Consider the following 24,334-nt stretch of genomic DNA (forward strand, 5'->3'; position numbering starts at 1 on the left):
CTCCCCATGTGAGAGTAGGTCATCGTCAAGCACCTACACCAAAACCCCCGATCAGGAAACTGGTCGGGGGTTTTACTTTGGGCACAGAAAATTAAGTCGCGCGGCCAAGCCTTGATAGGCAACCAAACTGTGCGTCGTTATCATGCGTGCCTTATTGCGTGGCGGAACTCAAATGCTTGCATTGTTAAGGCTTCTTCAAGATGGGCGCTTCCACTCTGGTGAGGCGCTCGGCGCGGCTTTGGGTGTTAGTCGTTCGGCAGTTTGGAAGCAGCTGCAGGTGCTTCAGGCCGAGTTGTCGCTGCCGGTACACAAGGTGCGTGGGCGCGGCTACCGGCTAGAAACTCCCTTGCAGTTGCTCGATGAGGATTGGCTGAATGCTCAAGTAGGTGCGCCGCAGTGGCACGCTTGCGTGATGCCAAGCGTCGATTCGACTAATGCAGAGGCGTTGCGTCTTCTTCCTTCGGCCGCCTCGCTACCGTTCTATGTGTTGGCTGAGCGGCAAACGAGTGGGCGAGGGCGGCGAGGGCGTAGTTGGATCAGTCCTTTCGGTGAAAACCTCTATTACAGCCTGGTCGTTCGTGTTGAGGGCGGTGTTCGTCAGCTTGATGGCATGAGTTTGGCTGTTGGCTTGGCGCTGCTCAATGTTATCCATTGCTTTGGTGTGACTGAGGCTGGGCTCAAATGGCCAAATGATGTGCTGGTTGGTGATCGTAAGCTGGCCGGTATTTTGTTGGAGCTCTCAGGGGACCCGGCTGATATTTGTCATGTGGTCATCGGCATCGGTTTGAATGTGAATATGCTTGTGTCTGAAGCGGGGGCTATTGGGCAGCCGTGGACGTCGATGCGTGCTGAGTTGGCGTGTCTGTTAAACCGAAATGAGCTAGTGACTGAGTTAAACAAGCAGCTGTCACGCTATCTAGACATACAGCGTCGGGATGGTTTCGCCGCATTACAGGATGAGTGGCACGCTAATCATCTATGGCAGGGTCGATCTGTTGCGTTAACGGCAGGCGCTGCTCCTGTGGAAGGAAAGGTTTTAGGGGTGGATCACTCGGGTGCCATTCGTCTAAGTGTTGATGGTGTTGAGCGTGTCTTTAGTGGTGGTGAGCTCAGTTTGAGGTTGCGTGATGATTCTTGAGCTCGACTGCGGTAATACGCTTATAAAGTGGCGTTTGCTTTGTGGCGACAGTGCTATGGCGATTGCCGGTGGGGTTTTTGAGTCGGATCAAGCGCTGATAGCTGTTGTGCGCGAGCAAAACGTGTTGTTGCGTGCCTGCCGTTTAGTGAGTGTGCGCAGTGATGAAGAAACGGCGCAGTTAATTGCGCTCATTGAGCAGGCCTTTGCTGTTGAGTGTCGGGTTGCGCGCTCCGCAACGTTTTTGGCGGGGGTGCGTAACGGTTATGGTCAATACCAGCGCCTTGGGCTTGATCGTTGGCTTGCTGTGGTGGGGGCCTATCAGCTGTCGCGCAAGGCTGCGTTGGTTATCGATCTAGGTACTGCGGTTACTTCCGATTTTGTAAGTATGGAAGGCGAGCACTTGGGTGGCTTTATTTGTCCAGGCTTGCCTTTGATGCGCACGCAGCTGCGTACCCATACGCGGCGGACTCGCTATAACAGTGAAGAAGCTACGCGTGCGCTCAAAGACCTGGTGCCGGGGCGCGCAACTGCAGAGGCTGTTGAGCGTGGTTGTGTGCTGATGCTGCGTGGGTTCGTCAGCACTCAAGTAGCTATGGCTGCAGAGTTCCTGGGGGAGGATTTTGATGTTTTCCTCACCGGAGGGGATGCGCCCTTGGTCGTCGATGTCGTGCCGGGTGTGCGGGTTGTACCGGATCTGGTTTTTATAGGCTTGGCGATCGCTTGCCCGGTCAATTGAGGTCATGCATGCGCTGGATGTTCTTGTGGTTCATTGTGCTGAATTTATTCTATTACGTTTGGCATCAGCAGCAGGCCCCGCTAAGGGTTACAGAGGTTGCTCCGCTCAATTTGGCGCAAGGCAGTAAGCGGGATATTCGTCTGCTGAGTGAGTCGAGTGCGCCGATACGACGAAATGTTGCCGAGGTTCAGCCGGTTGAGGCGGTGTGCTTGTTTCTTGGCGGTTTTGAGTCGAGAGCGGATGCGTCAGCGGTCGAGCAGCGGTTGCTGAGCCTGGATATTCAGTCGCGGGTGCAAAGTATGGATGCGGCGGGTGGTGTCGACTACTGGGTCTACCTGCCACCTTTGGCTTCACGGCAAGCTTCGCTGCGCCAGTTGCGTGAGCTGCAGGCGCGAAAAATTGACAGCTACATTATTACTCAGGGTGATCTGGCCAACGGCATATCGCTGGGCATCTTTCCGCGCAGTGATTCCGCGCAAAGTGTTATTCAGCGCTTGCAAAGCGCTGGTTATGAGCCATCGCTTCGCGAACTGACTCGTGCGCATCGCAGTTTTTGGGTGCGTATCTCCCCGCAAAGTAGGCGTTTGGCGGATGATTCCGTGCTGCAGCGTTTAGCTTTTGACTTCAATGGCTTAGAACAGCAAATAATGCCGTGCGAGGGGGTTGCAAGGGGGCTTTAGAATGCATAGAATGGCGCCCGCTCAGCAGGGTGGCGCTTACAAGTGCTCTGCAGAGTTGCTGTCAATGTAGCTAACCTCAGGTTTTATAATGAGAAATTGCTTGACAGTAGGTCGGCATCGAATGAGAATGCCGCCCCGTTTGGAGGGATTCCCGAGTGGCCAAAGGGATCAGACTGTAAATCTGACGTCATCGACTTCGAAGGTTCGAATCCTTCTCCCTCCACCAGATTTAGCAAGAGTTGTAGATTGAGCGGGTATAGTTTAGTGGTAGAACCTCAGCCTTCCAAGCTGATGATGCGGGTTCGATTCCCGCTACCCGCTCCAGTTTTACTGCTCTTGCGTCGTGTTTTGCTCATGTAGCTCAGTTGGTAGAGCACACCCTTGGTAAGGGTGAGGTCAGCGGTTCAAGTCCGCTCATGAGCTCCATAATAATAAAGGCAGATATGCAAGTATCTGCCTTTGTTTTATGGCGGTGATGCTGGGTCAATTCTTCTCTCGGAGGCAGTCAAAATGGCTAAAGAAAAGTTTGAGCGTAACAAGCCGCACGTCAACGTAGGCACAATCGGTCACGTTGACCACGGTAAGACCACGCTGACTGCTGCTTTGACTCGTGTCTGCTCTGAGGTTTTTGGCTCGGCGCGCGTTGATTTCGATAAGATCGACAGCGCTCCTGAAGAAAAGGCTCGCGGTATCACTATCAATACTGCGCACGTAGAGTATGACTCTCTGATTCGTCACTACGCGCACGTCGATTGCCCGGGCCACGCTGACTATGTGAAGAACATGATCACTGGTGCGGCGCAGATGGATGGCGCTATCCTGGTTTGCTCGGCCGCTGATGGTCCGATGCCGCAAACTCGTGAGCACATCTTGCTGTCCCGTCAGGTTGGTGTTCCGTACATCGTTGTCTTCCTGAATAAGGCTGACATGGTTGACGATGTCGAGTTGCTGGAGTTGGTTGAGATGGAGGTGCGTGACCTGCTCAGCACTTACGACTTCCCGGGTGACGATACGCCAATCATTATCGGTTCTGCGCTGATGGCGCTGAACGGTCAAGATGATAATGAAATGGGTACTACCGCTGTTAAGAAGCTGGTAGAGACGCTGGATACTTATATTCCTGAGCCGGTTCGTGCGATCGATAAGCCGTTCCTGATGCCGATTGAGGATGTGTTCTCGATCTCTGGTCGCGGCACTGTTGTGACTGGTCGTATCGAGCGCGGTATCGTCAAGATCCAGGAAGAAATCGAGATCGTTGGTCTGCGTGACACTATCAAGACGACCTGTACGGGTGTTGAGATGTTCCGCAAGCTGCTTGATGAAGGTCGTGCTGGTGAGAACTGTGGTGTACTGCTTCGTGGTACTAAGCGTGACGACGTTGAGCGTGGTCAGGTTCTGGTTAAGCCGGGTTCTGTTAAGCCGCACACTACCTTCACTGCTGAAGTATATGTGTTGGGTAAGGAGGAGGGTGGTCGTCATACTCCCTTCTTCAAGGGTTATCGTCCTCAGTTCTACTTCCGTACAACTGACGTGACGGGTAACTGCGAGTTGCCGGAAGGCGTTGAGATGGTAATGCCAGGTGACAATGTGCAGATGACAGTCACGCTGATCAAAACCATCGCAATGGAAGAAGGTCTGCGTTTCGCCATTCGTGAGGGCGGTCGTACCGTCGGCGCTGGCGTCGTAGCAAAGATCATCGCTTAATCGATTGATCTGTTTTAGTCAGGCCGGCATAATGGTCGGCCTGATTCAGTTTTTAGGTCAGTAGCTCAATTGGCAGAGCGACGGTCTCCAAAACCGTAGGTTGGGGGTTCGATTCCCTCCTGACCTGCCATATTCAAATGAATTTGGCGCGTCTTTTTACAGGATACTAGTAGATGAATGTTAAGGCTGAAGCCAAAGACTCGCGCTTTGATCTAGTGAAGTGGCTCCTGGTCGCTGCTCTAGTGATTGCAGGTGTGGTCGGTAATCAGTACTTCTCTGCTGAGCCTATCTTGTATCGTGTTCTGGCGCTGCTGGTGGTTGCCGCGGTTGCTGGTGTGATTGCTTTGCAGACATCAAAAGGCCAAGCCTTTTGGGTGCTGGCAAAAGAAGCGCGCGTTGAAATTCGTAAGGTCGTTTGGCCTACTCGTCAGGAAACCACGCAGACAACATTGATTGTTGTGGCTGTTGTTCTGGTTATGGCGTTGATGTTGTGGGGGCTTGATTCCCTGCTTGGTTGGCTTGTTTCGTTGATTGTCGGTTAAAGGTGTCCCGTGGCTAAGCGTTGGTACGTTGTGCATGCTTACTCGGGTTACGAGAAGCATGTGATGCGCTCGTTGGTCGAGCGTGTGAAGCTCGCTGGTATGGAAGATGTTTTTGGCGAAATTCTGGTCCCTACTGAAGAAGTAGTCGAGATGCGGAATGGTCAGAAGCGCAAGAGCGAGCGCAAGTTTTTCCCAGGTTATGTCCTGGTGCAGATGGAAATGAGTGAGGCGACTTGGCATTTGATCAAGAATACGCCTCGCGTCATGGGCTTCATCGGTGGTACCGCTGATAAGCCGGCGCCAATCACTGAGAAAGAAGCTGAGGCTATCTTGCGTCGTGTGGCTGATAGTGGTGATAAGCCGAAGCCTAAGACGTTGTTCGAGCCGGGTGAGATGGTGCGCGTGACTGATGGTCCGTTTGCCGATTTCAGTGGTGTGGTTGAAGAAGTTAATTACGAGAAAAGCCGTATCCAGGTAGCTGTGACTATTTTTGGTCGCTCTACCCCGGTAGAGCTGGAGTTCAGTCAGGTCGAAAAGGCGTAACTGAAATAAGCATCCCTTACCCCGCAGCCCTGGGCTGCGGGGTTTTGTCGTCACTGGGATAAACAGGTAATAACTGGGGAGCCGCAAGGCGTTAGAACCCAATATTGGAGTAGCTCATGGCTAAGAAAATTACGGCTTATATCAAGCTGCAAGTAAAGGCTGCGCAAGCCAACCCGTCGCCACCCGTCGGTCCAGCTCTGGGTCAGCACGGCGTGAACATCATGGAGTTCTGTAAGGCGTTCAATGCCCGTACTCAGGGTATCGAGCCAGGCCTGCCGACTCCAGTGATCATCACTGTATATAGCGACCGTAGCTTCACCTTTGAAACCAAAAGCACCCCGGCTGCCGTTCTGTTGAAGAAGGCTGCTGGTCTGACTAGCGGTTCGGCTCGTCCGAACACCGTTAAGGTCGGCACTGTGACTCGTGCTCAGCTGGAAGAGATCGCCAAGACTAAGCAGTCTGATCTAACTGCCGCTGATATGGACGCGGCTGTGCGTACTATCGCCGGCTCCGCTCGCAGCATGGGCCTCAACGTGGAGGGTGTGTAATGGCTAAGTTGACTAAGCGTCAAAAGGCGATCGCTGAGAAAGTTGAAGCTGGTAAGGCTTATAACTTTGTTGAAGCAGCTGCTCTGCTGGCTGAGCTGTCGGCCGTCAAGTTCTCTGAGTCGGTAGATATCGCCGTCAACCTTGGTGTTGATCCGCGTAAATCTGACCAGGTTGTTCGTGGCGCTACTGTGCTGCCGAATGGCTCGGGCAAAAGCGTTCGCGTTGCCGTGTTCACCCAGGGTCCAGCTGCTGAAGCCGCTCTGGCTGCCGGCGCTGACCGCGTAGGTATGGACGATCTGGCTGCCGAAATGAAAGGCGGCGACCTGAACTATGACGTAGTAATTGCTTCCCCGGATGCAATGCGCGTTGTTGGTCAGCTGGGTCAAGTGCTCGGCCCGCGTGGTCTGATGCCAAACCCGAAAGTCGGTACCGTGACGCCTGACGTTGCGACTGCTGTGAAGAATGCCAAAGCTGGTCAAGTGCGTTTCCGTACTGACAAGAACGGCATCATCCACGGTTCTGTTGGCAAGGTTGGCTTTGACGCTGAGAAGCTCAAGCAGAACGTTGAAGCGCTGATTTCTGACCTTAAGCGTCTGAAGCCATCGACTTCGAAAGGTATCTACGTTAAGCGCGTAACCCTGAGCACCACTATGGGCCCAGGTTTGATCATTGATCAAGGCTCGCTGGACGCGTAACACATAGAGGTGGCGCGAGTGATTGCGCCGTTTCGACATTTTGGGGTCCCTGCTTTGCGGGGGCTATCCAAGACCGTAGGTGGCGCAAGTCTTAAACTTAAAGCCTACGCAGATGGTGCTCCCGGTTCCTTACCGAATCAGACACCAAAACGACATCGGGCTTCGGCCAGATGAAACGGTAACAAGCAGGAGTTAAACCCGTGGCAATTAAACTCGAAGACAAGAAGGCCATCGTCGCTGAAGTCAACGAGGCTGCCAAAGTCGCTCTGTCCGCTGTTGTGGTTGATGCCCGCGGTGTGACTGTAAGCGCTATGACCGGACTCCGTAAAGAGGCCCGCGAGGCTGGTGTATACGTGCGTGTTGTACGTAATACCCTGCTCAAGCGCGCTGTTGAGGGCACTGATTATGCTGTCCTCAATGACGTGTTCAAAGGCCCGACCCTGATTGCATTCTCCAAGGAACATCCGGGCGCTGCTGCTCGTATTTTCAAAGAGTTCGCAAAGGGTCAGGATAAGTTCGAGATTAAGGCAGCTGCGTTTGAGGGCAAGTTCCTCGCAGCAAACGAGATCGACGTGTTGGCTTCGCTGCCAACTCGCGACGAAGCCATTGCGAAGCTGATGAGCGTGATTCAAGGCGCTACCAGCAAGCTGGCTCGTACTCTGGCGGCCATTCGCGACCAGAAAGAAGCTGCTGCTGCCTAAGGCATCGTCAGCTCTTTCAAAATCATATGTTTAATTTGATGGCTGCGTAGGCTGTCACCCCAATACAGGATTTAAAGTCATGTCTCTGACTAACGAGCAAATCATCGAAGCAATCGGCCAGAAAACTGTTCTGGAAGTTGTTGAGCTGATCAAAGCAATGGAAGAAACCTTCGGCGTTACCGCTGCTGTTGCCTCTGCTGGCCCAGCTGCTGCTGCCGCTGTTGTTGAAGAGCAAACCGAATTCAACGTGATGTTGCTTGAAGCCGGCGAGAAGAAAGTAAACGTGATCAAGGCAGTTCGTGAGCTGACCGGTCTGGGCCTGAAAGAAGCCAAGGCTGTTGTTGACGGCGCTCCTGCCATGGTTCTGGAAGCTGTTGCGAAAGACGCAGCTGACAAAGCCAAGGCTACCTTGGAAGAAGCTGGCGCCAAAGTCGAGCTCAAGTAAGCGACGACCTTGCGTCTACAGCCCGAGCGACTCGCGTAAGGCTGATGGCTGGTGGCTTTTGCCACCGGCCTTTTTCCGTTCTAGGTCGGCTAATCGTAGGCTGGCCTGGGGCGTGAAAACCCCGCCCGAAGTGGCGGCGCAAACTTAGGGTTTGCAAGAGTTTCTGGCAACTCCCGTCGGAGGGGCCAAATAAGCAGGTGACCAAGCTGGGGAACGCTGATGGCTTACTCATATACTGAGAAAAAACGTATCCGCAAGGACTTTAGCAAGTTGCCGGATGTCATGGATGTGCCTTATCTCCTGGCCATCCAGCTGGATTCGTATCGCGAATTCCTGCAGGCAGGAGCGACCAAGGACCAGTTCCGCGACATTGGCCTGCATGCGGCCTTCAAGTCTGTTTTCCCGATCATCAGCTATTCCGGCAATGCTGCTCTGGAGTATGTCGGTTATCGCCTGGGCGAGCCGGCTTTTGATGTCAAGGAATGTACGCTGCGTGGCGTAACCTACGCCGTGCCGTTGCGAGTCAAAGTCCGTCTGATCATTTTCGACAAAGAGTCGTCGAATAAAGCGATCAAGGACATCAAAGAACAAGAAGTGTACATGGGCGAAATTCCGCTCATGACCGAGAACGGTACCTTTGTTATTAACGGTACCGAGCGCGTTATCGTTTCCCAGCTGCACCGTTCCCCAGGCGTGTTCTTCGACCACGACCGTGGTAAGACGCACAGCTCGGGCAAGCTGCTGTACTCGGCGCGCATCATTCCTTACCGCGGCTCCTGGTTGGACTTTGAGTTCGATCCGAAGGACGCCGTGTTCGTGCGTATCGACCGTCGTCGCAAGCTCCCAGCTTCCGTGCTGTTGCGTGCACTGGGCTACAGCACAGAAGAAGTGCTGGACGCGTTCTATGCGACCAACGTGTTCCACGTTAAGGGCGAAACCCTCAACCTGGAATTGGTCCCGCATCGCCTGCGCGGTGAGATTGCTGTCTTGGATATCCTGGACGACAAAGGCAAGGTCATCGTTGAGCAAGGCCGTCGGATTACCGCGCGCCACATTAACCAGTTGGATAAGGCAGGTATTACCGAGCTGCAAGTACCGATTGATTACCTGATCGGTCGTACCTCGGCTAAGGCTATCGTGCATCCGGCTACCGGCGAAATCATCGCTGAGTGCAACACCGAATTGAGCGTCGAGATCCTGGCCCATGTGGTTAAGGCTCAGGTTGTACGCATCGAAACGCTGTACACCAACGACATCGATTGCGGTCCGTTCATCTCCGATACCTTGAAGATCGACAGCACCACCAATCAGTTGGAAGCGCTGGTCGAGATTTACCGCATGATGCGTCCTGGCGAGCCGCCAACCAAGGATGCAGCCGAGACCCTGTTCAACAACCTGTTCTTCAGCCCAGAGCGTTACGATCTGTCGGCTGTAGGTCGGATGAAGTTCAATCGTCGTATCGGTCGTACCGAGATCGAAGGTTCGGGCGTGCTGAGCAAAGAAGATATCGTTGCGGTCCTCAAGACCCTGGTCGATATCCGTAACGGCAAAGGCATCGTCGATGACATCGACCACCTGGGTAACCGTCGTGTTCGCTGCGTTGGCGAGATGGCCGAGAACCAGTTCCGCGTTGGCCTGGTACGTGTAGAGCGTGCGGTCAAAGAGCGTCTGTCGATGGCTGAAAGCGAAGGCTTGATGCCGCAGGACCTGATCAACGCCAAGCCGGTCGCGGCTGCCGTTAAAGAGTTCTTCGGTTCCAGCCAGCTTTCGCAGTTTATGGACCAGAACAACCCGCTCTCCGAAATCACCCACAAGCGCCGTGTTTCGGCTCTTGGCCCGGGCGGTCTGACACGTGAGCGTGCTGGCTTCGAAGTCCGTGACGTACACCCGACTCATTACGGCCGCGTGTGCCCGATCGAGACGCCTGAAGGTCCGAACATTGGTCTGATCAACTCGTTGGCAGCCTATGCGCGCACCAACCAGTACGGCTTTCTTGAGAGCCCGTACCGTGTGGTGAAAGACACCCTGGTGACTGACGAAATCGTCTTCCTGTCCGCCATTGAAGAGGCCGATCACGTGATCGCCCAGGCTTCGGCGACCATGAACGACAGCGGTCAGCTGGTTGATGAGTTGGTGGCCGTACGTCACCTCAACGAATTCACCGTTAAAGCGCCTGAAGACGTCACCCTGATGGACGTATCGCCCAAGCAGGTAGTTTCGGTTGCTGCTTCGTTGATTCCGTTCCTCGAGCACGACGACGCCAACCGTGCGTTGATGGGTTCGAACATGCAGCGCCAAGCTGTACCGACACTGCGTGCTGACAAGCCGCTGGTAGGTACCGGTATGGAGCGCAACGTAGCGCGTGACTCCGGCGTTTGCGTCGTGGCACGTCGTGGCGGTGTGATTGATTCGGTTGATGCCAGCCGTGTGGTAGTTCGCGTCAATGACGACGAAGTTGAAACTGGCGAAGCCGGTGTCGACATCTACAACCTGACCAAATACACCCGTTCCAACCAAAACACCTGCATCAACCAGCGTCCGCTGGTGAGCAAAGGTGACAAGGTTGAGCGCAGCGACATCCTGGCCGACGGCCCGTCCACCGATATGGGTGAACTGGCTCTGGGTCAGAACATGCGCGTCGCGTTCATGCCGTGGAACGGTTACAACTTCGAAGACTCCATCTGCCTCTCTGAGCGCGTGGTGCAAGAAGATCGTTTCACCACCATCCACATTCAGGAACTGACCTGTGTGGCGCGTGATACCAAGCTTGGTTCGGAAGAAATCACTTCCGACATCCCGAACGTTGGTGAGTCCGCACTGAACAAGCTGGACGAAGCAGGCATCGTGTATGTCGGTGCTGAAGTCGGCCCTGGCGACATTCTGGTAGGTAAAGTGACGCCGAAAGGCGAAACCCAGCTGACCCCAGAAGAGAAGCTGTTGCGTGCGATCTTCGGTGAGAAGGCGTCTGACGTTAAAGACACTTCCCTGCGTGTGCCGACTGGCACCAAAGGTACCGTTATCGACGTGCAGGTCTTCACCCGCGACGGCGTTGAGCGTGATGCGCGCGCCCTGTCGATCGAGAAGAGCCAGCTCGATGAGATCCGTAAGGACCTCAATGAAGAGTTCCGCATCGTTGAAGGTGCCACCTTCGAGCGTCTGCGTTCTGCTCTGGTGGGTAAGAAAGCCGAAGGCGGCGCTGGCCTGAAGAAGGGCGCAGAAGTCACCGACGAGTTCCTCGACGGCCTCGAGCACGGCCAGTGGTTCAAACTGCGTATGGCTGATGATGCGCTGAACGAGCAGTTGGAAAAGGCTCAGGCCTATATCTCCGACCGCCGTCACTTGCTCGACGACAAGTTCGAAGACAAGAAGCGCAAGCTGCAGCAGGGCGATGACCTGGCACCAGGCGTACTGAAGATCGTCAAGGTTTACCTGGCTATCCGTCGTCGCATCCAGCCGGGTGACAAGATGGCTGGTCGTCACGGTAACAAGGGTGTGGTCTCGGTGATCATGCCGGTTGAAGACATGCCGCACGACGTCAACGGTACGCCGGTCGACATCGTTCTCAACCCGCTGGGCGTACCGTCGCGTATGAACGTTGGGCAGATCCTCGAAACTCACCTTGGCCTCGCGGCTAAAGGCCTGGGCGAGAAGATCAACCGCATGCTCGAAGAGCAGCGCAAGGTCGCCGAGCTGCGTAAGTTTATGCAGCAGATCTACAACGAGATTGGCGGTCGTCAGGAAAGCCTGGATGAACTGAGTGATCAGGAAATCCTGCGTCTGGCGCACAACCTCAAAGGCGGTGTGCCGATGGCCACGCCGGTGTTTGACGGCGCCAAGGAAACTGAGATCAAGGCCATGCTCAAGCTGGCAGATCTGCCAGAGAGCGGTCAGATGCAGCTGGTTGACGGTCGTACCGGCAACTTGTTCGAGCGTCCGACCACCGTTGGCTACATGTACATGCTGAAACTGAACCACCTGGTGGACGACAAGATGCACGCGCGTTCCACGGGTTCCTACAGCCTGGTTACTCAGCAGCCGCTGGGTGGTAAGGCGCAGTTCGGTGGTCAGCGCTTCGGGGAGATGGAGGTCTGGGCATTGGAAGCCTATGGCGCCGCCTACACCCTGCAGGAAATGCTGACCGTGAAGTCGGACGACGTGAACGGCCGTACCAAGATGTACAAAAACATCGTGGACGGTGATCACCGTATGGAGCCGGGCATGCCCGAGTCCTTCAACGTACTGATCAAAGAGATCCGTTCGCTGGGTATCGACATCGATCTGGAAACCGAATAACACGTGACGCGAATCGAGAGCGTGGCTGTATAGCCCGCTCTCTGCTCCGCCAGGAGGAAAGGCCTTGAAAGACCTACTGAATTTGCTGAAAAACCAGGGTCAAGTCGAAGAGTTCGACGCAATCCGTATTGCGTTGGCGTCGCCTGAGATGATCCGTTCGTGGTCGTTCGGTGAAGTTAAAAAGCCGGAAACCATCAACTACCGTACGTTCAAGCCTGAGCGTGACGGCCTGTTCTGCGCCAAGATCTTTGGCCCAGTAAAGGATTACGAGTGCCTGTGCGGTAAGTACAAGCGCTTGAAGCATCGCGGCGTAATCTGCGAGAAGTGCGGCGTTGAAGTGGCCCTGGCCAAGGTTCGTCGTGAGCGCATGGCGCACATCGAACTGGCTTCGCCGGTTGCCCACATCTGGTTCCTCAAGTCGCTGCCAAGCCGTATCGGTTTGCTGATGGACATGACCCTGCGTGATATCGAACGCGTTCTCTACTTCGAGAGCTATGTCGTTATCGATCCGGGCATGACCACCCTTGAAAAAGGCCAGCTGCTGAACGACGAGCAGTACTTCGAAGCCCTCGAAGAGTTCGGTGATGACTTCGACGCCCGCATGGGTGCTGAAGCCGTTCGCGAACTGCTGCACGCGATCGACCTGGAGCACGAGATTGGCCGTCTGCGCGAAGAAATTCCGCAAACCAACTCGGAAACCAAGATCAAGAAGCTGTCCAAGCGTCTGAAACTGATGGAATCTTTCCTCGGTTCGGGCAACCTGCCTGAGTGGATGGTGTTGACCGTTCTGCCGGTTCTGCCGCCAGATCTGCGTCCGCTGGTTCCGCTCGACGGTGGCCGCTTCGCGACTTCGGATCTCAACGATCTGTATCGCCGCGTGATCAACCGTAACAACCGCTTGAAGCGCCTGCTGGATCTGTCCGCGCCGGACATCATCGTGCGCAACGAAAAGCGCATGCTGCAAGAAGCGGTCGACGCCCTGCTCGACAACGGCCGTCGCGGTCGCGCCATCACTGGCTCGAACAAGCGTCCGCTGAAGTCGCTGGCCGACATGATCAAAGGTAAGCAAGGTCGCTTCCGTCAGAACCTGCTCGGTAAGCGCGTGGACTACTCCGGTCGTTCCGTTATTACCGTGGGTCCGACCCTGCGTCTGCACCAGTGCGGTCTGCCGAAGAAGATGGCTCTCGAGCTGTTCAAGCCGTTCATTTTCGGCAAGCTGGAAATGCGTGGTCTGGCGACCACCATCAAGGCTGCCAAGAAGATGGTCGAGCGTGAGCTGCCAGAGGTTTGGGACGTTCTCGCCGAAGTGATTCGCGAACACCCCGTGCTGCTCAACCGTGCGCCGACCCTTCACCGTCTGGGCATCCAGGCGTTTGAGCCGGTTCTGATCGAAGGTAAAGCGATTCAGCTGCACCCGCTGGTCTGCGCCGCGTACAACGCCGACTTCGACGGTGACCAGATGGCCGTGCACGTTCCGCTGACCCTCGAGGCTCAGCTCGAAGCGCGCGCGCTGATGATGTCGACCAACAACATCCTGTCGCCTGCCAACGGTGAGCCGATCATCGTACCGTCCCAGGACGTGGTTCTGGGTCTGTACTACATGACCCGTGAAGCCGTGAACGCCAAGGGCGAAGGTCGTGTATTTGCCGACCTGCAGGAAGTTGACCGGGTGTTCCGTGGCGGTGAAGCCTCGCTGCATGCGCGGGTAAAAGTGCGCATCAACGAAACCATCAAGGAAAAAGACGGCTCGATCACCAAGAACACCCGCATCGTCGACACCACTGTCGGCCGCGCGCTGCTGTTCCAGATCGTACCGGCCGGCCTGTCGTATGACGTGGTCAACCAGTCGATGAAGAAGAAGGCGATCTCCAAGCTGATCAACCAGTGCTACCGCACCGTTGGCTTGAAAGACACCGTGATCTTCGCTGACCAATTGATGTACACCGGTTTTGCCTATTCGACCATCTCGGGTGTGTCGATCGGTGTGAACGACTTCGTCATCCCGGATGAGAAGGCGCGCATCATTGACGCCGCCACCGACGAAGTTAAAGAGATCGAATCGCAGTACGCCTCCGGCCTGGTCACCCAGGGCGAGAAGTACAACAAGGTGATCGACCTCTGGTCCAAGGCCAACGATGAAGTCTCCAAGGCGATGATGGCCAACCTCTCGAAAGAGGCGGTTGTTGATCGCGAAGGCAAGACTGTCGAGCAAGAGTCCTTCAACTCGATGTACATGATGGCTGACTCCGGTGCGCGGGGTTCTGCTGCGCAGATCCGTCAGCTCGCCGGTATGCGTGGTCTGATGGCCAAGCCGGACGGCTCGATCATCGAAACGCCGATCACCGCGAACTTCCGAGAAGGTCTGTCGGTTCTGCAGTACTTCATCTCTACTCACGGTGCGCGTAAAGGTCTGGCGGATACCGCACTGAAGACCGCGAACTCCGGTTACCTGACTCGTCGTCTGGTGGACGTGGCGCAGGATCTGGTCGTGACTGCAATCGATTGCGGTACCGAGCATGGTCTGCTGATGACGCCGCACATTGAAGGCGGTGACGTTGTAGAGCCGCTGGGTGAGCGTGTACTGGGTCGTGTTATCGCCAAGGATGTATCGAAGCCGGGCAGCGATGAGGTCATCGTTCCGGCCGGTACCCTGGTTGACGAGCAGTGGGTTGAGTTCATCGAGCGCAACAGCATCGACGAGGTGATCGTGCGTTCGCCGATCACCTGTGAAACCCGCTACGGCATCTGCGCCAAGTGCTACGGTCGCGACCTGGCTCGTGGTCACCAGATCAACATCGGTGAAGCGGTCGGTGTTATCGCTGCCCAGTCGATCGGTGAGCCGGGTACCCAGCTGACCATGCGTACGTTCCACATCGGTGGTGCGGCAAGCCGTACTTCGGCTGCCGACAGCGTCCAGGTGAAAAATGGTGGTGCTGTGCGTCTGCACAACCTCAAGCACGTCGAGCGTCTGGACGGCAACCTGGTCGCGGTATCGCGTTCCGGCGAGCTGGCGATTGCCGACGAGTTCGGTCGTGAGCGTGAGCGCTACAAGTTGCCTTACGGTGCTGTTATCTCCGTGAAGGAAGGTGACAAGGTCGACGCTGGCGCCATCGTTGCCAAGTGGGACCCGCACACCCACCCGATCGTGACCGAAATGAAAGGTACCGTGACCTATGTGGGCATGGAAGAAGGCATCACCATCAAGCGCCAGACCGACGAACTGACCGGTCTGACCAACATCGAAGTCCTCGATCCGAAGGATCGTCCGGCTGCCGGCAAGGACATCCGTCCTGCGGTGAAGATGGTTGGCGAAGATGGCAAGGATCTACTGCTGCCAGGTACTGACGTAATGGCTCAGTACTTCCTGCCGGCTAACGCCCTGGTGGGTGTGGCGAACGGTGCGAAGATCGCGATCGGTGATGTTATCGCGCGTATCCCGCAAGAAACGTCGAAGACCCGTGACATCACCGGTGGTCTGCCGCGTGTTGCCGACTTGTTCGAAGCCCGTCGTCCGAAAGAAGCGTCGATCCTGGCGGAAATCAGCGGCACCATCTCGTTCGGTAAAGAGACCAAAGGCAAGCGCCGTCTAGTCATCACGCCGACCGATGGTAGCGATCCGTACGAAGAGCTGATCCCGAAATGGCGTCACCTGAACGTGTTCGAGGGTGAGCAGGTCAACAAGGGTGAGGTTATCTCCGACGGTCCGAGCGATCCGCACGACATCCTGCGTCTGCTGGGCGTCAGCGCGCTGGCCAAGTACATCGTCAACGAGATCCAGGACGTATACCGCCTGCAGGGCGTGAAGATCAACGACAAGCACATTGAGACCATCCTGCGCCAGATGCTGCGTAAGGTCGAAGTGGCTGAGTCGGGCGACTCCAGCTTCATCAAGGGCGATCAGATGGAACTGACCGCGGTGCTGGGCGAAAACGAGCGTCTGGCTTCAGAAGACAAGTTCGTCGCCAAGTACACCCGCGTATTGCTGGGTATCACCAAGGCGTCGCTGTCCACCGAGTCGTTCATCTCGGCGGCCTCCTTCCAGGAAACCACTCGCGTTCTTACCGAGGCGGCGGTGACTGGCAAGCGCGACTACCTGCGTGGCCTGAAAGAAAACGTGGTCGTGGGTCGTCTGATCCCAGCCGGTACCGGTCTGGCTTACCACGCTGAGCGTAAGCGCAAGCGTGAAGCTGACAAGCCGGTACGGGTTAGCGCCAGTGAAGTGGAAGCGGCACTGACCGAAGCGCTGAACTTTAGCGGCAATTAAGTACAAAGCCTCGCTACTTCGGTAGCTGGGCTTTGTCTTGACTGGGGCGGTGAGTCTCATTAGACTCATGCACCCCTAAATTTGGCAGGGCACGTGCTCTGCCATTTTGTTTAGTAGGGTAATAGCGTCGCAAGACAACAGTGGAGCTTAAGATGGCAACTATCAACCAGCTGGTACGTCAGCCGCGTAAGCGTATCGTCGAGAAATCCGACGTGCCTGCGCTGCAGAACTGCCCGCAGCGTCGTGGTGTGTGCACTCGCGTGTATACCACTACGCCGAAAAAACCTAACTCGGCACTGCGTAAAGTATGCCGTGTGCGCCTGACCAACGGTTTCGAGGTTTCCTCGTACATCGGTGGTGAAGGTCACAACCTGCAAGAGCACAGCGTCGTACTGATCCGTGGCGGTCGTGTAAAAGACTTGCCAGGTGTTCGTTACCACACTGTGCGCGGTTCGCTGGATACCTCCGGCGTTAAAGACCGTAAGCAGGGTCGTTCGAAGTACGGTACCAAGCGTCCGAAGTAATCGGTGCTTGTACTGAAAAACGAGTTTCTATTTTTCTGAGTCGATAAGAGTAAGGTCGGGCATCCATCCTTAGCGGGTGCAGTCCCGGGCTAACCTGAAGACCGTTTGAGGGCTTATCAAATGCCAAGACGTCGTGTAGCAGCCAAGCGCGAAGTGCTTGATGATCCAAAGTACGGAAGCCAAATCCTGGCCAAGTTCATGAACCACGTGATGGAGAGCGGTAAGAAAGCCGTTGCCGAGCGTATCGTTTATGGCGCCCTGGACAAGGTTAAAGAGCGTAAGAACAGCGATCCCCTGGAAATCTTCGAGAAAGCTCTCGACGCCATCGCTCCGCTGGTCGAAGTGAAGTCGCGCCGTGTAGGCGGTGCTACTTACCAGGTTCCGGTCGAAGTTCGTCCGTCCCGTCGTAATGCGCTTGCCATGCGTTGGTTGGTAGATTACGCCCGTAAGCGTGGCGAGAAGTCTATGGCTCTGCGCTTGGCTGGCGAGTTGCTGGATGCCGCTGAAGGCAAAGGTGCTGCAGTTAAGAAGCGTGAAGACGTGCACCGTATGGCTGAGGCCAACAAGGCTTTCTCGCACTACCGCTTCTAATTTTTGCGCTTCTAAATTTGCGAGGGCTTTATGGCTCGTATTACCCCGATTAGCCGCTACCGTAATATTGGTATCTGCGCCCACGTGGACGCCGGTAAGACCACTACTACAGAGCGTGTCCTGTTCTATACAGGCAAAAGCCACAAAATGGGCGAGGTGCATGACGGCGCCGCGACCACAGACTGGATGGTGCAGGAGCAGGAGCGTGGTATTACCATTACTTCTGCTGCTATCACCGCCTTCTGGAAAGGTTCCGAGAAGCAGTACAAAGACGAGCATCGCTTCAACGTTATCGATACCCCTGGCCACGTAGACTTCACCATTGAAGTTGAGCGTTCGCTGCGTGTACTCGACGGTGCTGTCGTTGTGTTCTGCGGTACTTCGGGCGTTGAGCCTCAGTCGGAAACCGTATGGCGTCAGGCCAACAAATACGGCGTTCCGCGTCTTGTTTACGTAAATAAGATGGACCGTGCCGGTGCTGACTTCCTGCGTGTAGTTGAGCAGATCAAAAAGCGTCTGGGTCACACCCCAGTGCCGATCCAGCTGGCTATCGGTTCTGAGGACAACTTCCAAGGCCAGATCGATCTGATCAACATGCAGGCTGTTTACTGGGACGACGCTAACAAGGGTACCGTCCCTGTTCGCAAGGATATCCCGGCTGAGCTGTTGGCAGACGCTGAGAAGTGGCGCAGCAACATGGTTGAGGCTGCGGCCGAAGCCAATGAAGAACTGATGAACAAGTACCTCGAGGGTGAAGAGCTCACCATCGCGGAAATCAAGGGCGCTCTACGTCAGCGTACTATCGCTGGTGAAATCGTTCTGGCTGTTTGCGGTTCTTCGTTCAAGAACAAGGGTGTTCCCCTGGTTCTCGACGCTGTTATCGACTTCCTGCCTGCGCCTAGCGATATTCCAGCCATCAAGGGTACTGACCCGGATGACGAGACTATCGAGTTGGAGCGTCATGCTACCGACGACGAGCCGTTCTCGGCGCTGGCGTTCAAGATCGCTACTGACCCATTCGTGGGTACTTTGACCTTCGTCCGTGTTTACTCGGGCGTGTTGAACTCCGGTGACGGCGTGATCAACTCGGTTAAGGGCAAGAAAGAGCGTGTGGGTCGTATGGTGCAAATGCACGCAAACGCCCGTGAAGAGATCAAAGAAGTTCGCGCTGGTGACATCGCGGCGTTGATCGGCATGAAGGACGTCACCACCGGTGAGACTTTGTGCAACGCTGACAAGCCAATCATCCTGGTTCGCATGGACTTCCCGGAGCCGGTTATTTCGGTTGCCGTAGAGCCTAAGACCAAGGACGATCAGGAAAAAATGGGTATTGCACTGGGCAAGCTTGCTCAGGAAGATCCATCTTTCCGCGTCAAAACCGATGAAGAGACAGGTCAGACGATCATCTCCGGCATGGGTGAGTTGCACCTGGATATCCTGGTCGACCGCATGCGCCGCGAGTTCAACGTTGAAGCCAACATCGGTAAGCCTCAGGTTTCCTATCGTGAGCGCATCACGAAGAATTGCGAAATCGAAGGCAAGTTCGTTCGTCAGTCCGGCGGTCGTGGTCAGTTTGGTCATTGCTGGGTGCGCTTCTCGCCTGCCGATGAAGGCCAGGAAGGTCTGCAGTTCGTCAACGAGGTTGTGGGCGGTGTGATTCCTAAGGAATACATCCCGGCTATCCAGAAGGGTATCGAAGAGCAGATGAAGAACGGTGTTGTTGCCGGCTATCCGCTGATCGGCCTGAAGGCTACCGTGTTCGATGGTTCTTACCATGACGTCGACTCTAACGAGATGGCGTTCAAGGTGGCGGCTTCGATGGCAACCAAGCAGCTGGCCCAGAAGGGCGGCGGTGAGTTGCTCGAGCCGATCATGGCGGTAGAAGTTGTTACCCCTGAAGACTATATGGGTGACGTGATGGGCGACCTTAACCGCCGTCGCGGCATGATCTTGGGTATGGAAGACACGGTCTCCGGTAAGGTTATTCGCGCCGAAGTTCCGCTGGGTGAGATGTTCGGTTATGCAACCGACGTTCGTTCCATGTCTCAGGGTCGCGCAAGCTACTCTATGGAATTCAAAAAATACAATACAGCTCCGTCGCATATCGTCGAATCTGTAACCAAAAAACAAGGCTGATTCAGCCCTTTAGGCAAGGAGTTAATTGTCGTGGCTAAAGAAAAATTTGATCGTTCCCTACCGCACGTCAACGTTGGCACCATCGGTCACGTTGACCATGGTAAAACCACGCTGACTGCAGCGTTGACCCGTGTTTGCTCCGAGGTTTTCGGCTCGGCTGTTGTTGACTTCGACAAGATCGACAGCGCGCCAGAAGAAAAAGCTCGTGGTATCACCATCAACACCGCGCACGTTGAGTACAACTCGAACATCCGTCACTACGCTCACGTTGACTGCCCAGGTCACGCTGACTATGTGAAGAACATGATCACCGGTGCTGCGCAGATGGATGGCGCTATCCTGGTTTGCTCGGCCGCTGATGGTCCGATGCCGCAAACCCGTGAGCACATCCTGCTGTCCCGTCAGGTTGGCGTTCCGTACATCGTGGTCTTCCTGAACAAGGCTGACCTGGTAGACGACGCTGAGCTGTTGGAGCTGGTGGAAATGGAAGTGCGCGACCTGCTCAGCACTTACGATTTCCCAGGTGATGACACTCCGATCATCATCGGTTCCGCGCGTATGGCGCTGGAAGGTAAAGACGACAACGAAATGGGCACCACTGCCGTTCGTAAGCTGGTTGAAACTCTGGACAGCTACATCCCAGAGCCAGTTCGTCTGACCGACAAGCCATTCCTGATGCCAATCGAAGACGTATTCTCGATTTCGGGTCGTGGTACCGTTGTGACTGGCCGTATCGAGCGTGGCATTGTTCGCGTTCAAGATCCGCTGGAAATCGTTGGTCTGCGTGACACCACCGTCACCACCTGTACTGGTGTTGAGATGTTCCGCAAGCTGCTCGACGAAGGTCGTGCTGGTGAGAACTGCGGCGTTTTGCTGCGTGGCACCAAGCGTGACGACGTTGAGCGTGGCCAGGTTCTGGTCAAGCCAGGTTCGGTTAAGCCGCACACCACCTTCACTGCCGAAGTGTATGTGTTGAGCAAAGAAGAAGGCGGCCGTCACACTCCGTTCTTCAAAGGCTACCGTCCTCAGTTCTACTTCCGTACAACTGACGTAACTGGTAACTGCGAACTGCCGGAAGGCGTTGAAATGGTAATGCCAGGTGACAACATTCAGATGACTGTCACTCTGATCAAGACCATCGCAATGGAAGAAGGTCTGCGTTTCGCCATTCGTGAAGGCGGTCGTACCGTCGGCGCCGGCGTCGTAGCCAAAATCATCGCGTAAGTGATGATTTAAGAAAAGCCTCCGCTTGCGGGGGCTTTTTTATTGGGTTGACACCTGCTAGGGGCGTCTATAGAATAACGCCTCCTTTTAACGGGCGTATTGCGCTCGTTGGGAATAGCAGCTTGGAATCTGAGGTCAAAATGCAAAACCAACAAATCCGTATTCGGTTGAAGGCTTTTGACCATCGCCTGATCGATCAATCTACCCAGGAAATCGTGGAAACCGCGAAACGTACTGGTGCTCAGGTGCGTGGTCCTATTCCTCTGCCTACCCGCAAAGAGCGGTTCACCGTACTGACCTCGCCACACGTCAACAAAGACGCGCGTGATCAGTTCGAGATCCGTACTCATAAGCGTGTTCTGGACATCGTCCAGCCAACGGATAAAACCGTTGACGCGCTGATGAAGCTTGATCTTGCGGCTGGTGTGGAAGTGCAGATCAGCCTCGGCTAAGACCGCTTTAGGTTTTAGTCGTGTAACGCTCTGAAATGGGCGGCCATAGCGGGTGAAAGCCCCGTACACTCATGAGGTTACAACATGACTATTGGTGCAGTCGGACGTAAGTGCGGTATGACCCGCATTTTCACCGAAGAAGGTGTCTCCATTCCGGTTACGGTCATTGAGATCGAACCGAATCGCGTCACTCAGTTTAAAACTGAAGAGACCGATGGCTATCGTGCAGTGCAAGTCACTGTCGGTGAGCGTCGCGCTTCTCGTGTCAGCAAGGCGCAAGCCGGTCACTTCGCTAAGGCGAATGTCGCGGCAGGTCGTACTGTTATGGAGTTCCGTCTTGAAGAAGGCGAGTACCAGGCAGGTGATCTGATCAACGCTGAAATATTCCAAGCTGGTCAACTGGTGGATGTCACCGGTCAGTCCAAAGGTAAAGGCTTTGCCGGTACCATCAAGCGTTGGAACTTCCGCGGCCAAGACAACACTCACGGTAACTCCGTGTCCCACCGTGTTCCGGGTTCCATTGGCCAGTGCCAGACTCCGGGTCGCGTATTCAAGGGCAAGAAAATGTCCGGTCACATGGGTGCTGAGCGCGTGACTGTGCAGTCCCTAGAAGTAGTGCGCGTCGATGCTGAACGCAACCTGCTGCTGGTCAAGGGTGCCGTTCCTGGCGCTACTGGCGGCAACCTGGTTGTCCGTCCGGCAGCCAAGGCTCGCGGTTAAGGGGAAGCTGACATGCAATTAAATGTAAATGGCGCTCAAGCAATCGAAGTATCCGAAGCCACTTTTGGCGGCGCATACAACGAGACCCTGGTTCACCAAGCAGTTGTGGCCTACATGGCCGGCGGCCGTCAGGGCAGCAAGCAGCAGAAGACTCGTTCCGACGTATCCGGTGGCGGTAAGCGCCCATGGCGTCAGAAGGGTACCGGTCGTGCTCGTGCAGGTACCACTCGTGGTCCGATCTGGCGTGGCGGTGGTGTAACCTTCGCGGCTCGTCCGCAGAATCACGATCAAAAGCTGAACAAGAAGATGTATCGCGCGGCTATCCGCTCGATTCTTGCTGAGCTGGTTCGCACTGATCGTATGATCGTTGTCGAGGACTTCAGTGTTGAAGCGCCGAAGACTAAAGATCTGCTGAACAAGTTGAATGGCATGGGCCTGACCGACGTACTGATCGTGTCCGATGCTATCGATGAAAATCTGTACCTGGCTGCACGTAACCTGCCGCACGTTGAAGTTCGCGATGTGCAGGGTTCCGATCCAGTCAGTCTGATCGCGTACGAGAAGGTGTTGGTTACCGTATCTGCCGTGAAGAAATTCGAGGAGCTGCTGGGATGAACCAGGAACGCGTATTTAAAGTGCTGCTTGGCCCGCACATCTCCGAGAAGGCAACACTTCTGGCTGATAAAAAAAGCCAATTCGTTTTCAAGGTTGCAATTGATGCAACCAAGCTGGAAATCAAGAAGGCCGTCGAAAGCCTGTTCAGTGTGAACGTTGCTGCTGTCAATACCGTGAATGTTCTCGGTAAGACTAAGCGCACCGCTCGTGGTCTGGGCAAGCGTAACGACTGGAAGAAAGCGATCATTTCGCTTGAGCCAGGCCAAGATCTCGATTTCGCCAGCAGTGCTGAGTAAGGAAGGGGTGCATCATGGCAATCGTTAAATGCAAACCGACTTCCCCTGGCCGCCGTTTTGTGGTCAAGGTGGTCAATCAGGAGCTGCATAAAGGCGCTCCTTACGCTCCGCTGCTTGAAAAGAAGTCGAAGACTGGCGGTCGTAACAACAATGGTCGTATTACCACCCGTCATATCGGTGGTGGCCACAAGCAGCATTACCGTCTGGTCGATTTCCGTCGCAACGACAAAGATGGCATTCCAGCCACTGTCGAGCGTATTGAATACGATCCAAACCGTACTGCGCACATCGCGCTGATGCTTTATGCAGATGGCGAGCGTCGCTACATCATCGCCCCTAAAGGCGTGAGCGCTGGCGATCAGCTGATTGCGGGCATCATGGCTCCGATCAAGCCGGGCAACAGCATGCAACTGCGTAATATTCCAGTTGGTAGCACGGTGCACGGTATCGAGTTGAAGCCGGGTAAAGGCGCACAAATCGCACGTTCCGCTGGTGCTTCGGCTCAGCTGATTGCGCGTGAGGGTGTCTACGTGACCCTGCGTCTGCGTTCCGGTGAAGTGCGTAAAGTCCTGGCTGAATGCCGTGCGACCTTGGGCGAAGTCTCGAACTCCGAGCACAGCCTGCGTTCGCTGGGTAAAGCTGGTGCTAAGCGCTGGCGTGGCGTTCGCCCAACCGTTCGTGGTGTTGCCATGAACCCGGTTGACCACCCACACGGTGGTGGTGAAGGTCGTACCTCTGGTGGTCGTCATCCGGTGTCTCCATGGGGCTTCCCGACGAAGGGCGCGAAGACTCGTGGTAACAAACGCACCGACAACATGATCGTCCGTCGTCGCAAGTAAATAGAGGGATACGACAGTGCCACGTTCTCTGAAAAAAGGTCCTTTTATTGATCTTCACCTACTGAAGAAGATCGAAGTGGCGGTGGAAAAGAACGATCGCAAGCCGGTGAAAACCTGGTCGCGCCGTTCGATGATCCTGCCGCAAATGGTCGGTCTGACCATCGCTGTACATAACGGTCGTCAACATGTCCCAGTTCTTGTGAACGAAGACATGGTCGGTCACAAACTGGGCGAATTTGCCGGCACTCGTACCTATCGTGGGCACGTGGCTGACAAGAAAGCCAAGCGTTAAGGGGTAGGGAAATGGAAGTAGCCGCTAAGTTGTCGGGCGCTCGCATCTCCGCCCAGAAAGCCCGCTTGGTCGCCGACCAGATCCGCGGGAAGAAGGTGGGCGAAGCGCTCAACCTCCTGGCTTTCAGCAGTAAGAAAGCCGCCGAGATCATCAAGAAAGTGCTGGAGTCGGCTGTAGCCAACGCCGAGCACAACGAAGGCGCAGACGTTGATGACTTGAAGGTCAGTACCGTTTTCGTCAACGAAGGGCGTTCGCTGAAGCGCATCATGCCGCGTGCCAAAGGCCGCGCTGATCGCATCGTCAAGCGGTCTTGCCATATCACTGTCAAGGTTGCGGACAAGTAACGGAGTCGATCA

Annotated in this window: 23 protein-coding genes and 4 tRNA genes; all 27 read left to right on the plus strand. The window is 55.3% G+C overall.

From position 1 onward, the window contains the following. Nucleotides 1–172 precede the first annotated feature (172 nt). Nucleotides 173–1,138 (plus strand): bifunctional biotin--[acetyl-CoA-carboxylase] ligase/biotin operon repressor BirA, encoded by a 966-nt coding sequence (gene birA, locus N1078_RS08080; protein ID WP_274087692.1) that lies wholly within the window; start codon nucleotides 173–175, stop codon nucleotides 1,136–1,138. Continuing rightward, nucleotides 1,128–1,874, plus strand: a complete 747-nt coding sequence (locus tag N1078_RS08085; RefSeq protein WP_274087693.1) for a pantothenate kinase — start codon at nucleotides 1,128–1,130, stop codon at nucleotides 1,872–1,874. The genes birA and N1078_RS08085 overlap by 11 nt, the downstream gene beginning before the upstream one ends. 8 nt (nucleotides 1,875–1,882) lie before the next feature. Beyond that, the gene (locus N1078_RS08090) at nucleotides 1,883–2,554 is read left to right on the plus strand and encodes an SPOR domain-containing protein (protein WP_274087778.1); all 672 of its coding nucleotides are present in this window, start codon (nucleotides 1,883–1,885) and stop codon (nucleotides 2,552–2,554) included. 141 nt (nucleotides 2,555–2,695) lie between these two features. Next, nucleotides 2,696–2,780 (plus strand) — tRNA-Tyr (locus tag N1078_RS08095). A gap of 24 nt (nucleotides 2,781–2,804) precedes the next feature. Beyond that, nucleotides 2,805–2,878, plus strand: a tRNA-Gly gene (locus N1078_RS08100). A gap of 26 nt (nucleotides 2,879–2,904) precedes the next feature. Then, nucleotides 2,905–2,980, plus strand: a tRNA-Thr gene (locus tag N1078_RS08105). Between the two features lie 84 nt (nucleotides 2,981–3,064). Continuing rightward, nucleotides 3,065–4,258, plus strand: coding sequence for an elongation factor Tu (gene tuf / locus N1078_RS08110; RefSeq protein ID WP_274087694.1), 1,194 nt, complete (start codon nucleotides 3,065–3,067; stop codon nucleotides 4,256–4,258). Nucleotides 4,259–4,312: 54 nt separating this feature from the next. Continuing rightward, nucleotides 4,313–4,388, plus strand: a tRNA-Trp gene (locus N1078_RS08115). A gap of 43 nt (nucleotides 4,389–4,431) precedes the next feature. Next, on the plus strand, nucleotides 4,432–4,800 hold the full coding sequence (secE, locus tag N1078_RS08120; protein ID WP_274087695.1) for a preprotein translocase subunit SecE: 369 nt from the start codon (nucleotides 4,432–4,434) through the stop codon (nucleotides 4,798–4,800). Between the two features lie 9 nt (nucleotides 4,801–4,809). Further along, nucleotides 4,810–5,343 carry a transcription termination/antitermination protein NusG gene (gene nusG / locus N1078_RS08125; protein ID WP_274087696.1) on the plus strand — a complete coding sequence of 178 codons (534 nt, stop codon included), beginning with the start codon at nucleotides 4,810–4,812 and terminating at the stop codon, nucleotides 5,341–5,343. Nucleotides 5,344–5,459: 116 nt separating this feature from the next. Then, the gene (gene rplK, locus N1078_RS08130; protein WP_274087697.1) at nucleotides 5,460–5,891 is read left to right on the plus strand and encodes a 50S ribosomal protein L11; all 432 of its coding nucleotides are present in this window, start codon (nucleotides 5,460–5,462) and stop codon (nucleotides 5,889–5,891) included. Beyond that, the gene (gene rplA, locus N1078_RS08135; protein WP_274087698.1) at nucleotides 5,891–6,586 is read left to right on the plus strand and encodes a 50S ribosomal protein L1; all 696 of its coding nucleotides are present in this window, start codon (nucleotides 5,891–5,893) and stop codon (nucleotides 6,584–6,586) included. The genes rplK and rplA overlap by 1 nt, the downstream gene beginning before the upstream one ends. Nucleotides 6,587–6,786: 200 nt before the next feature. Beyond that, entirely contained in the window at nucleotides 6,787–7,287 is a 501-nt protein-coding gene (gene rplJ, locus N1078_RS08140) for a 50S ribosomal protein L10 (protein ID WP_274087699.1), read from the plus strand. A gap of 79 nt (nucleotides 7,288–7,366) precedes the next feature. Beyond that, nucleotides 7,367–7,732 (plus strand): 50S ribosomal protein L7/L12, encoded by a 366-nt coding sequence (gene rplL / locus N1078_RS08145; RefSeq protein WP_274087700.1) that lies wholly within the window; start codon nucleotides 7,367–7,369, stop codon nucleotides 7,730–7,732. A gap of 219 nt (nucleotides 7,733–7,951) precedes the next feature. Then, complete coding sequence (gene rpoB / locus N1078_RS08150; protein ID WP_274087701.1) at nucleotides 7,952–12,025, plus strand: DNA-directed RNA polymerase subunit beta; 4,074 nt, start codon at nucleotides 7,952–7,954, stop codon at nucleotides 12,023–12,025. Between the two features lie 64 nt (nucleotides 12,026–12,089). After that, complete coding sequence (rpoC, locus tag N1078_RS08155) at nucleotides 12,090–16,289, plus strand: DNA-directed RNA polymerase subunit beta' (RefSeq protein ID WP_274087702.1); 4,200 nt, start codon at nucleotides 12,090–12,092, stop codon at nucleotides 16,287–16,289. 152 nt (nucleotides 16,290–16,441) lie between these two features. Next, nucleotides 16,442–16,813, plus strand: a complete 372-nt coding sequence (gene rpsL, locus N1078_RS08160; RefSeq protein WP_003463319.1) for a 30S ribosomal protein S12 — start codon at nucleotides 16,442–16,444, stop codon at nucleotides 16,811–16,813. Between the two features lie 120 nt (nucleotides 16,814–16,933). Further along, nucleotides 16,934–17,404: a 30S ribosomal protein S7 gene (gene rpsG, locus N1078_RS08165; protein WP_073269011.1), complete on the plus strand. Its 471-nt coding sequence runs from the start codon at nucleotides 16,934–16,936 to the stop codon at nucleotides 17,402–17,404. Nucleotides 17,405–17,434: 30 nt separating this feature from the next. Continuing rightward, entirely contained in the window at nucleotides 17,435–19,540 is a 2,106-nt protein-coding gene (fusA, locus tag N1078_RS08170; protein ID WP_274087703.1) for an elongation factor G, read from the plus strand. A 30-nt stretch (nucleotides 19,541–19,570) separates the two neighbouring features. Beyond that, a complete protein-coding gene (tuf, locus tag N1078_RS08175) occupies nucleotides 19,571–20,764 on the plus strand; it encodes an elongation factor Tu (protein WP_274087704.1) in 1,194 nt (397 codons plus the stop codon). 140 nt (nucleotides 20,765–20,904) lie between these two features. Further along, nucleotides 20,905–21,216 carry a 30S ribosomal protein S10 gene (gene rpsJ / locus N1078_RS08180; protein ID WP_010486970.1) on the plus strand — a complete coding sequence of 104 codons (312 nt, stop codon included), beginning with the start codon at nucleotides 20,905–20,907 and terminating at the stop codon, nucleotides 21,214–21,216. Between the two features lie 84 nt (nucleotides 21,217–21,300). Beyond that, entirely contained in the window at nucleotides 21,301–21,936 is a 636-nt protein-coding gene (gene rplC, locus N1078_RS08185) for a 50S ribosomal protein L3 (protein WP_274087705.1), read from the plus strand. A 12-nt stretch (nucleotides 21,937–21,948) separates the two neighbouring features. Next, nucleotides 21,949–22,551: a 50S ribosomal protein L4 gene (gene rplD, locus N1078_RS08190; RefSeq protein WP_274087706.1), complete on the plus strand. Its 603-nt coding sequence runs from the start codon at nucleotides 21,949–21,951 to the stop codon at nucleotides 22,549–22,551. After that, the gene (gene rplW / locus N1078_RS08195) at nucleotides 22,548–22,847 is read left to right on the plus strand and encodes a 50S ribosomal protein L23 (RefSeq protein ID WP_274087707.1); all 300 of its coding nucleotides are present in this window, start codon (nucleotides 22,548–22,550) and stop codon (nucleotides 22,845–22,847) included. Before rplD ends, rplW begins: the two co-directional genes overlap by 4 nt. Before the next feature lie 14 nt (nucleotides 22,848–22,861). Further along, nucleotides 22,862–23,686 carry a 50S ribosomal protein L2 gene (gene rplB / locus N1078_RS08200; RefSeq protein WP_090243094.1) on the plus strand — a complete coding sequence of 275 codons (825 nt, stop codon included), beginning with the start codon at nucleotides 22,862–22,864 and terminating at the stop codon, nucleotides 23,684–23,686. Nucleotides 23,687–23,702: 16 nt separating this feature from the next. Next, nucleotides 23,703–23,978, plus strand: coding sequence for a 30S ribosomal protein S19 (gene rpsS, locus N1078_RS08205; protein ID WP_010486981.1), 276 nt, complete (start codon nucleotides 23,703–23,705; stop codon nucleotides 23,976–23,978). A gap of 11 nt (nucleotides 23,979–23,989) precedes the next feature. Then, nucleotides 23,990–24,322, plus strand: a complete 333-nt coding sequence (gene rplV / locus N1078_RS08210; protein WP_003210077.1) for a 50S ribosomal protein L22 — start codon at nucleotides 23,990–23,992, stop codon at nucleotides 24,320–24,322. The last annotated feature ends 12 nt before the right edge of the window (nucleotides 24,323–24,334 follow it).

It is taken from the genome of Pseudomonas sp. MIL19, assembly GCF_028680365.1.
GTDB lineage: Bacteria > Pseudomonadota > Gammaproteobacteria > Pseudomonadales > Pseudomonadaceae > Aquipseudomonas > Aquipseudomonas spirodelae.

Bases quoted from the DNA above. Each gene is read 5' to 3' on its own strand.
- birA (WP_274087692.1), top strand. From the start codon at position 173: ATGCTTGCATTGTTAAGGCTTCTTCAAGATGGGCGCTTCCACTCTGGT.
- N1078_RS08085 (WP_274087693.1), top strand. From the start codon at position 1,128: ATGATTCTTGAGCTCGACTGCGGTAATACGCTTATAAAGTGGCGTTTG.
- N1078_RS08090 (WP_274087778.1), top strand. From the start codon at position 1,883: ATGCGCTGGATGTTCTTGTGGTTCATTGTGCTGAATTTATTCTATTAC.
- tuf (WP_274087694.1), top strand. From the start codon at position 3,065: ATGGCTAAAGAAAAGTTTGAGCGTAACAAGCCGCACGTCAACGTAGGC.
- secE (WP_274087695.1), top strand. From the start codon at position 4,432: ATGAATGTTAAGGCTGAAGCCAAAGACTCGCGCTTTGATCTAGTGAAG.
- rplK (WP_274087697.1), top strand. From the start codon at position 5,460: ATGGCTAAGAAAATTACGGCTTATATCAAGCTGCAAGTAAAGGCTGCG.
- rplA (WP_274087698.1), top strand. From the start codon at position 5,891: ATGGCTAAGTTGACTAAGCGTCAAAAGGCGATCGCTGAGAAAGTTGAA.
- rplL (WP_274087700.1), top strand. From the start codon at position 7,367: ATGTCTCTGACTAACGAGCAAATCATCGAAGCAATCGGCCAGAAAACT.
- rpoB (WP_274087701.1), top strand. From the start codon at position 7,952: ATGGCTTACTCATATACTGAGAAAAAACGTATCCGCAAGGACTTTAGC.
- rpsL (WP_003463319.1), top strand. From the start codon at position 16,442: ATGGCAACTATCAACCAGCTGGTACGTCAGCCGCGTAAGCGTATCGTC.
- rpsG (WP_073269011.1), top strand. From the start codon at position 16,934: ATGCCAAGACGTCGTGTAGCAGCCAAGCGCGAAGTGCTTGATGATCCA.
- fusA (WP_274087703.1), top strand. From the start codon at position 17,435: ATGGCTCGTATTACCCCGATTAGCCGCTACCGTAATATTGGTATCTGC.
- rpsJ (WP_010486970.1), top strand. From the start codon at position 20,905: ATGCAAAACCAACAAATCCGTATTCGGTTGAAGGCTTTTGACCATCGC.
- rplC (WP_274087705.1), top strand. From the start codon at position 21,301: ATGACTATTGGTGCAGTCGGACGTAAGTGCGGTATGACCCGCATTTTC.
- rplD (WP_274087706.1), top strand. From the start codon at position 21,949: ATGCAATTAAATGTAAATGGCGCTCAAGCAATCGAAGTATCCGAAGCC.
- rplW (WP_274087707.1), top strand. From the start codon at position 22,548: ATGAACCAGGAACGCGTATTTAAAGTGCTGCTTGGCCCGCACATCTCC.
- rplB (WP_090243094.1), top strand. From the start codon at position 22,862: ATGGCAATCGTTAAATGCAAACCGACTTCCCCTGGCCGCCGTTTTGTG.
- rplV (WP_003210077.1), top strand. From the start codon at position 23,990: ATGGAAGTAGCCGCTAAGTTGTCGGGCGCTCGCATCTCCGCCCAGAAA.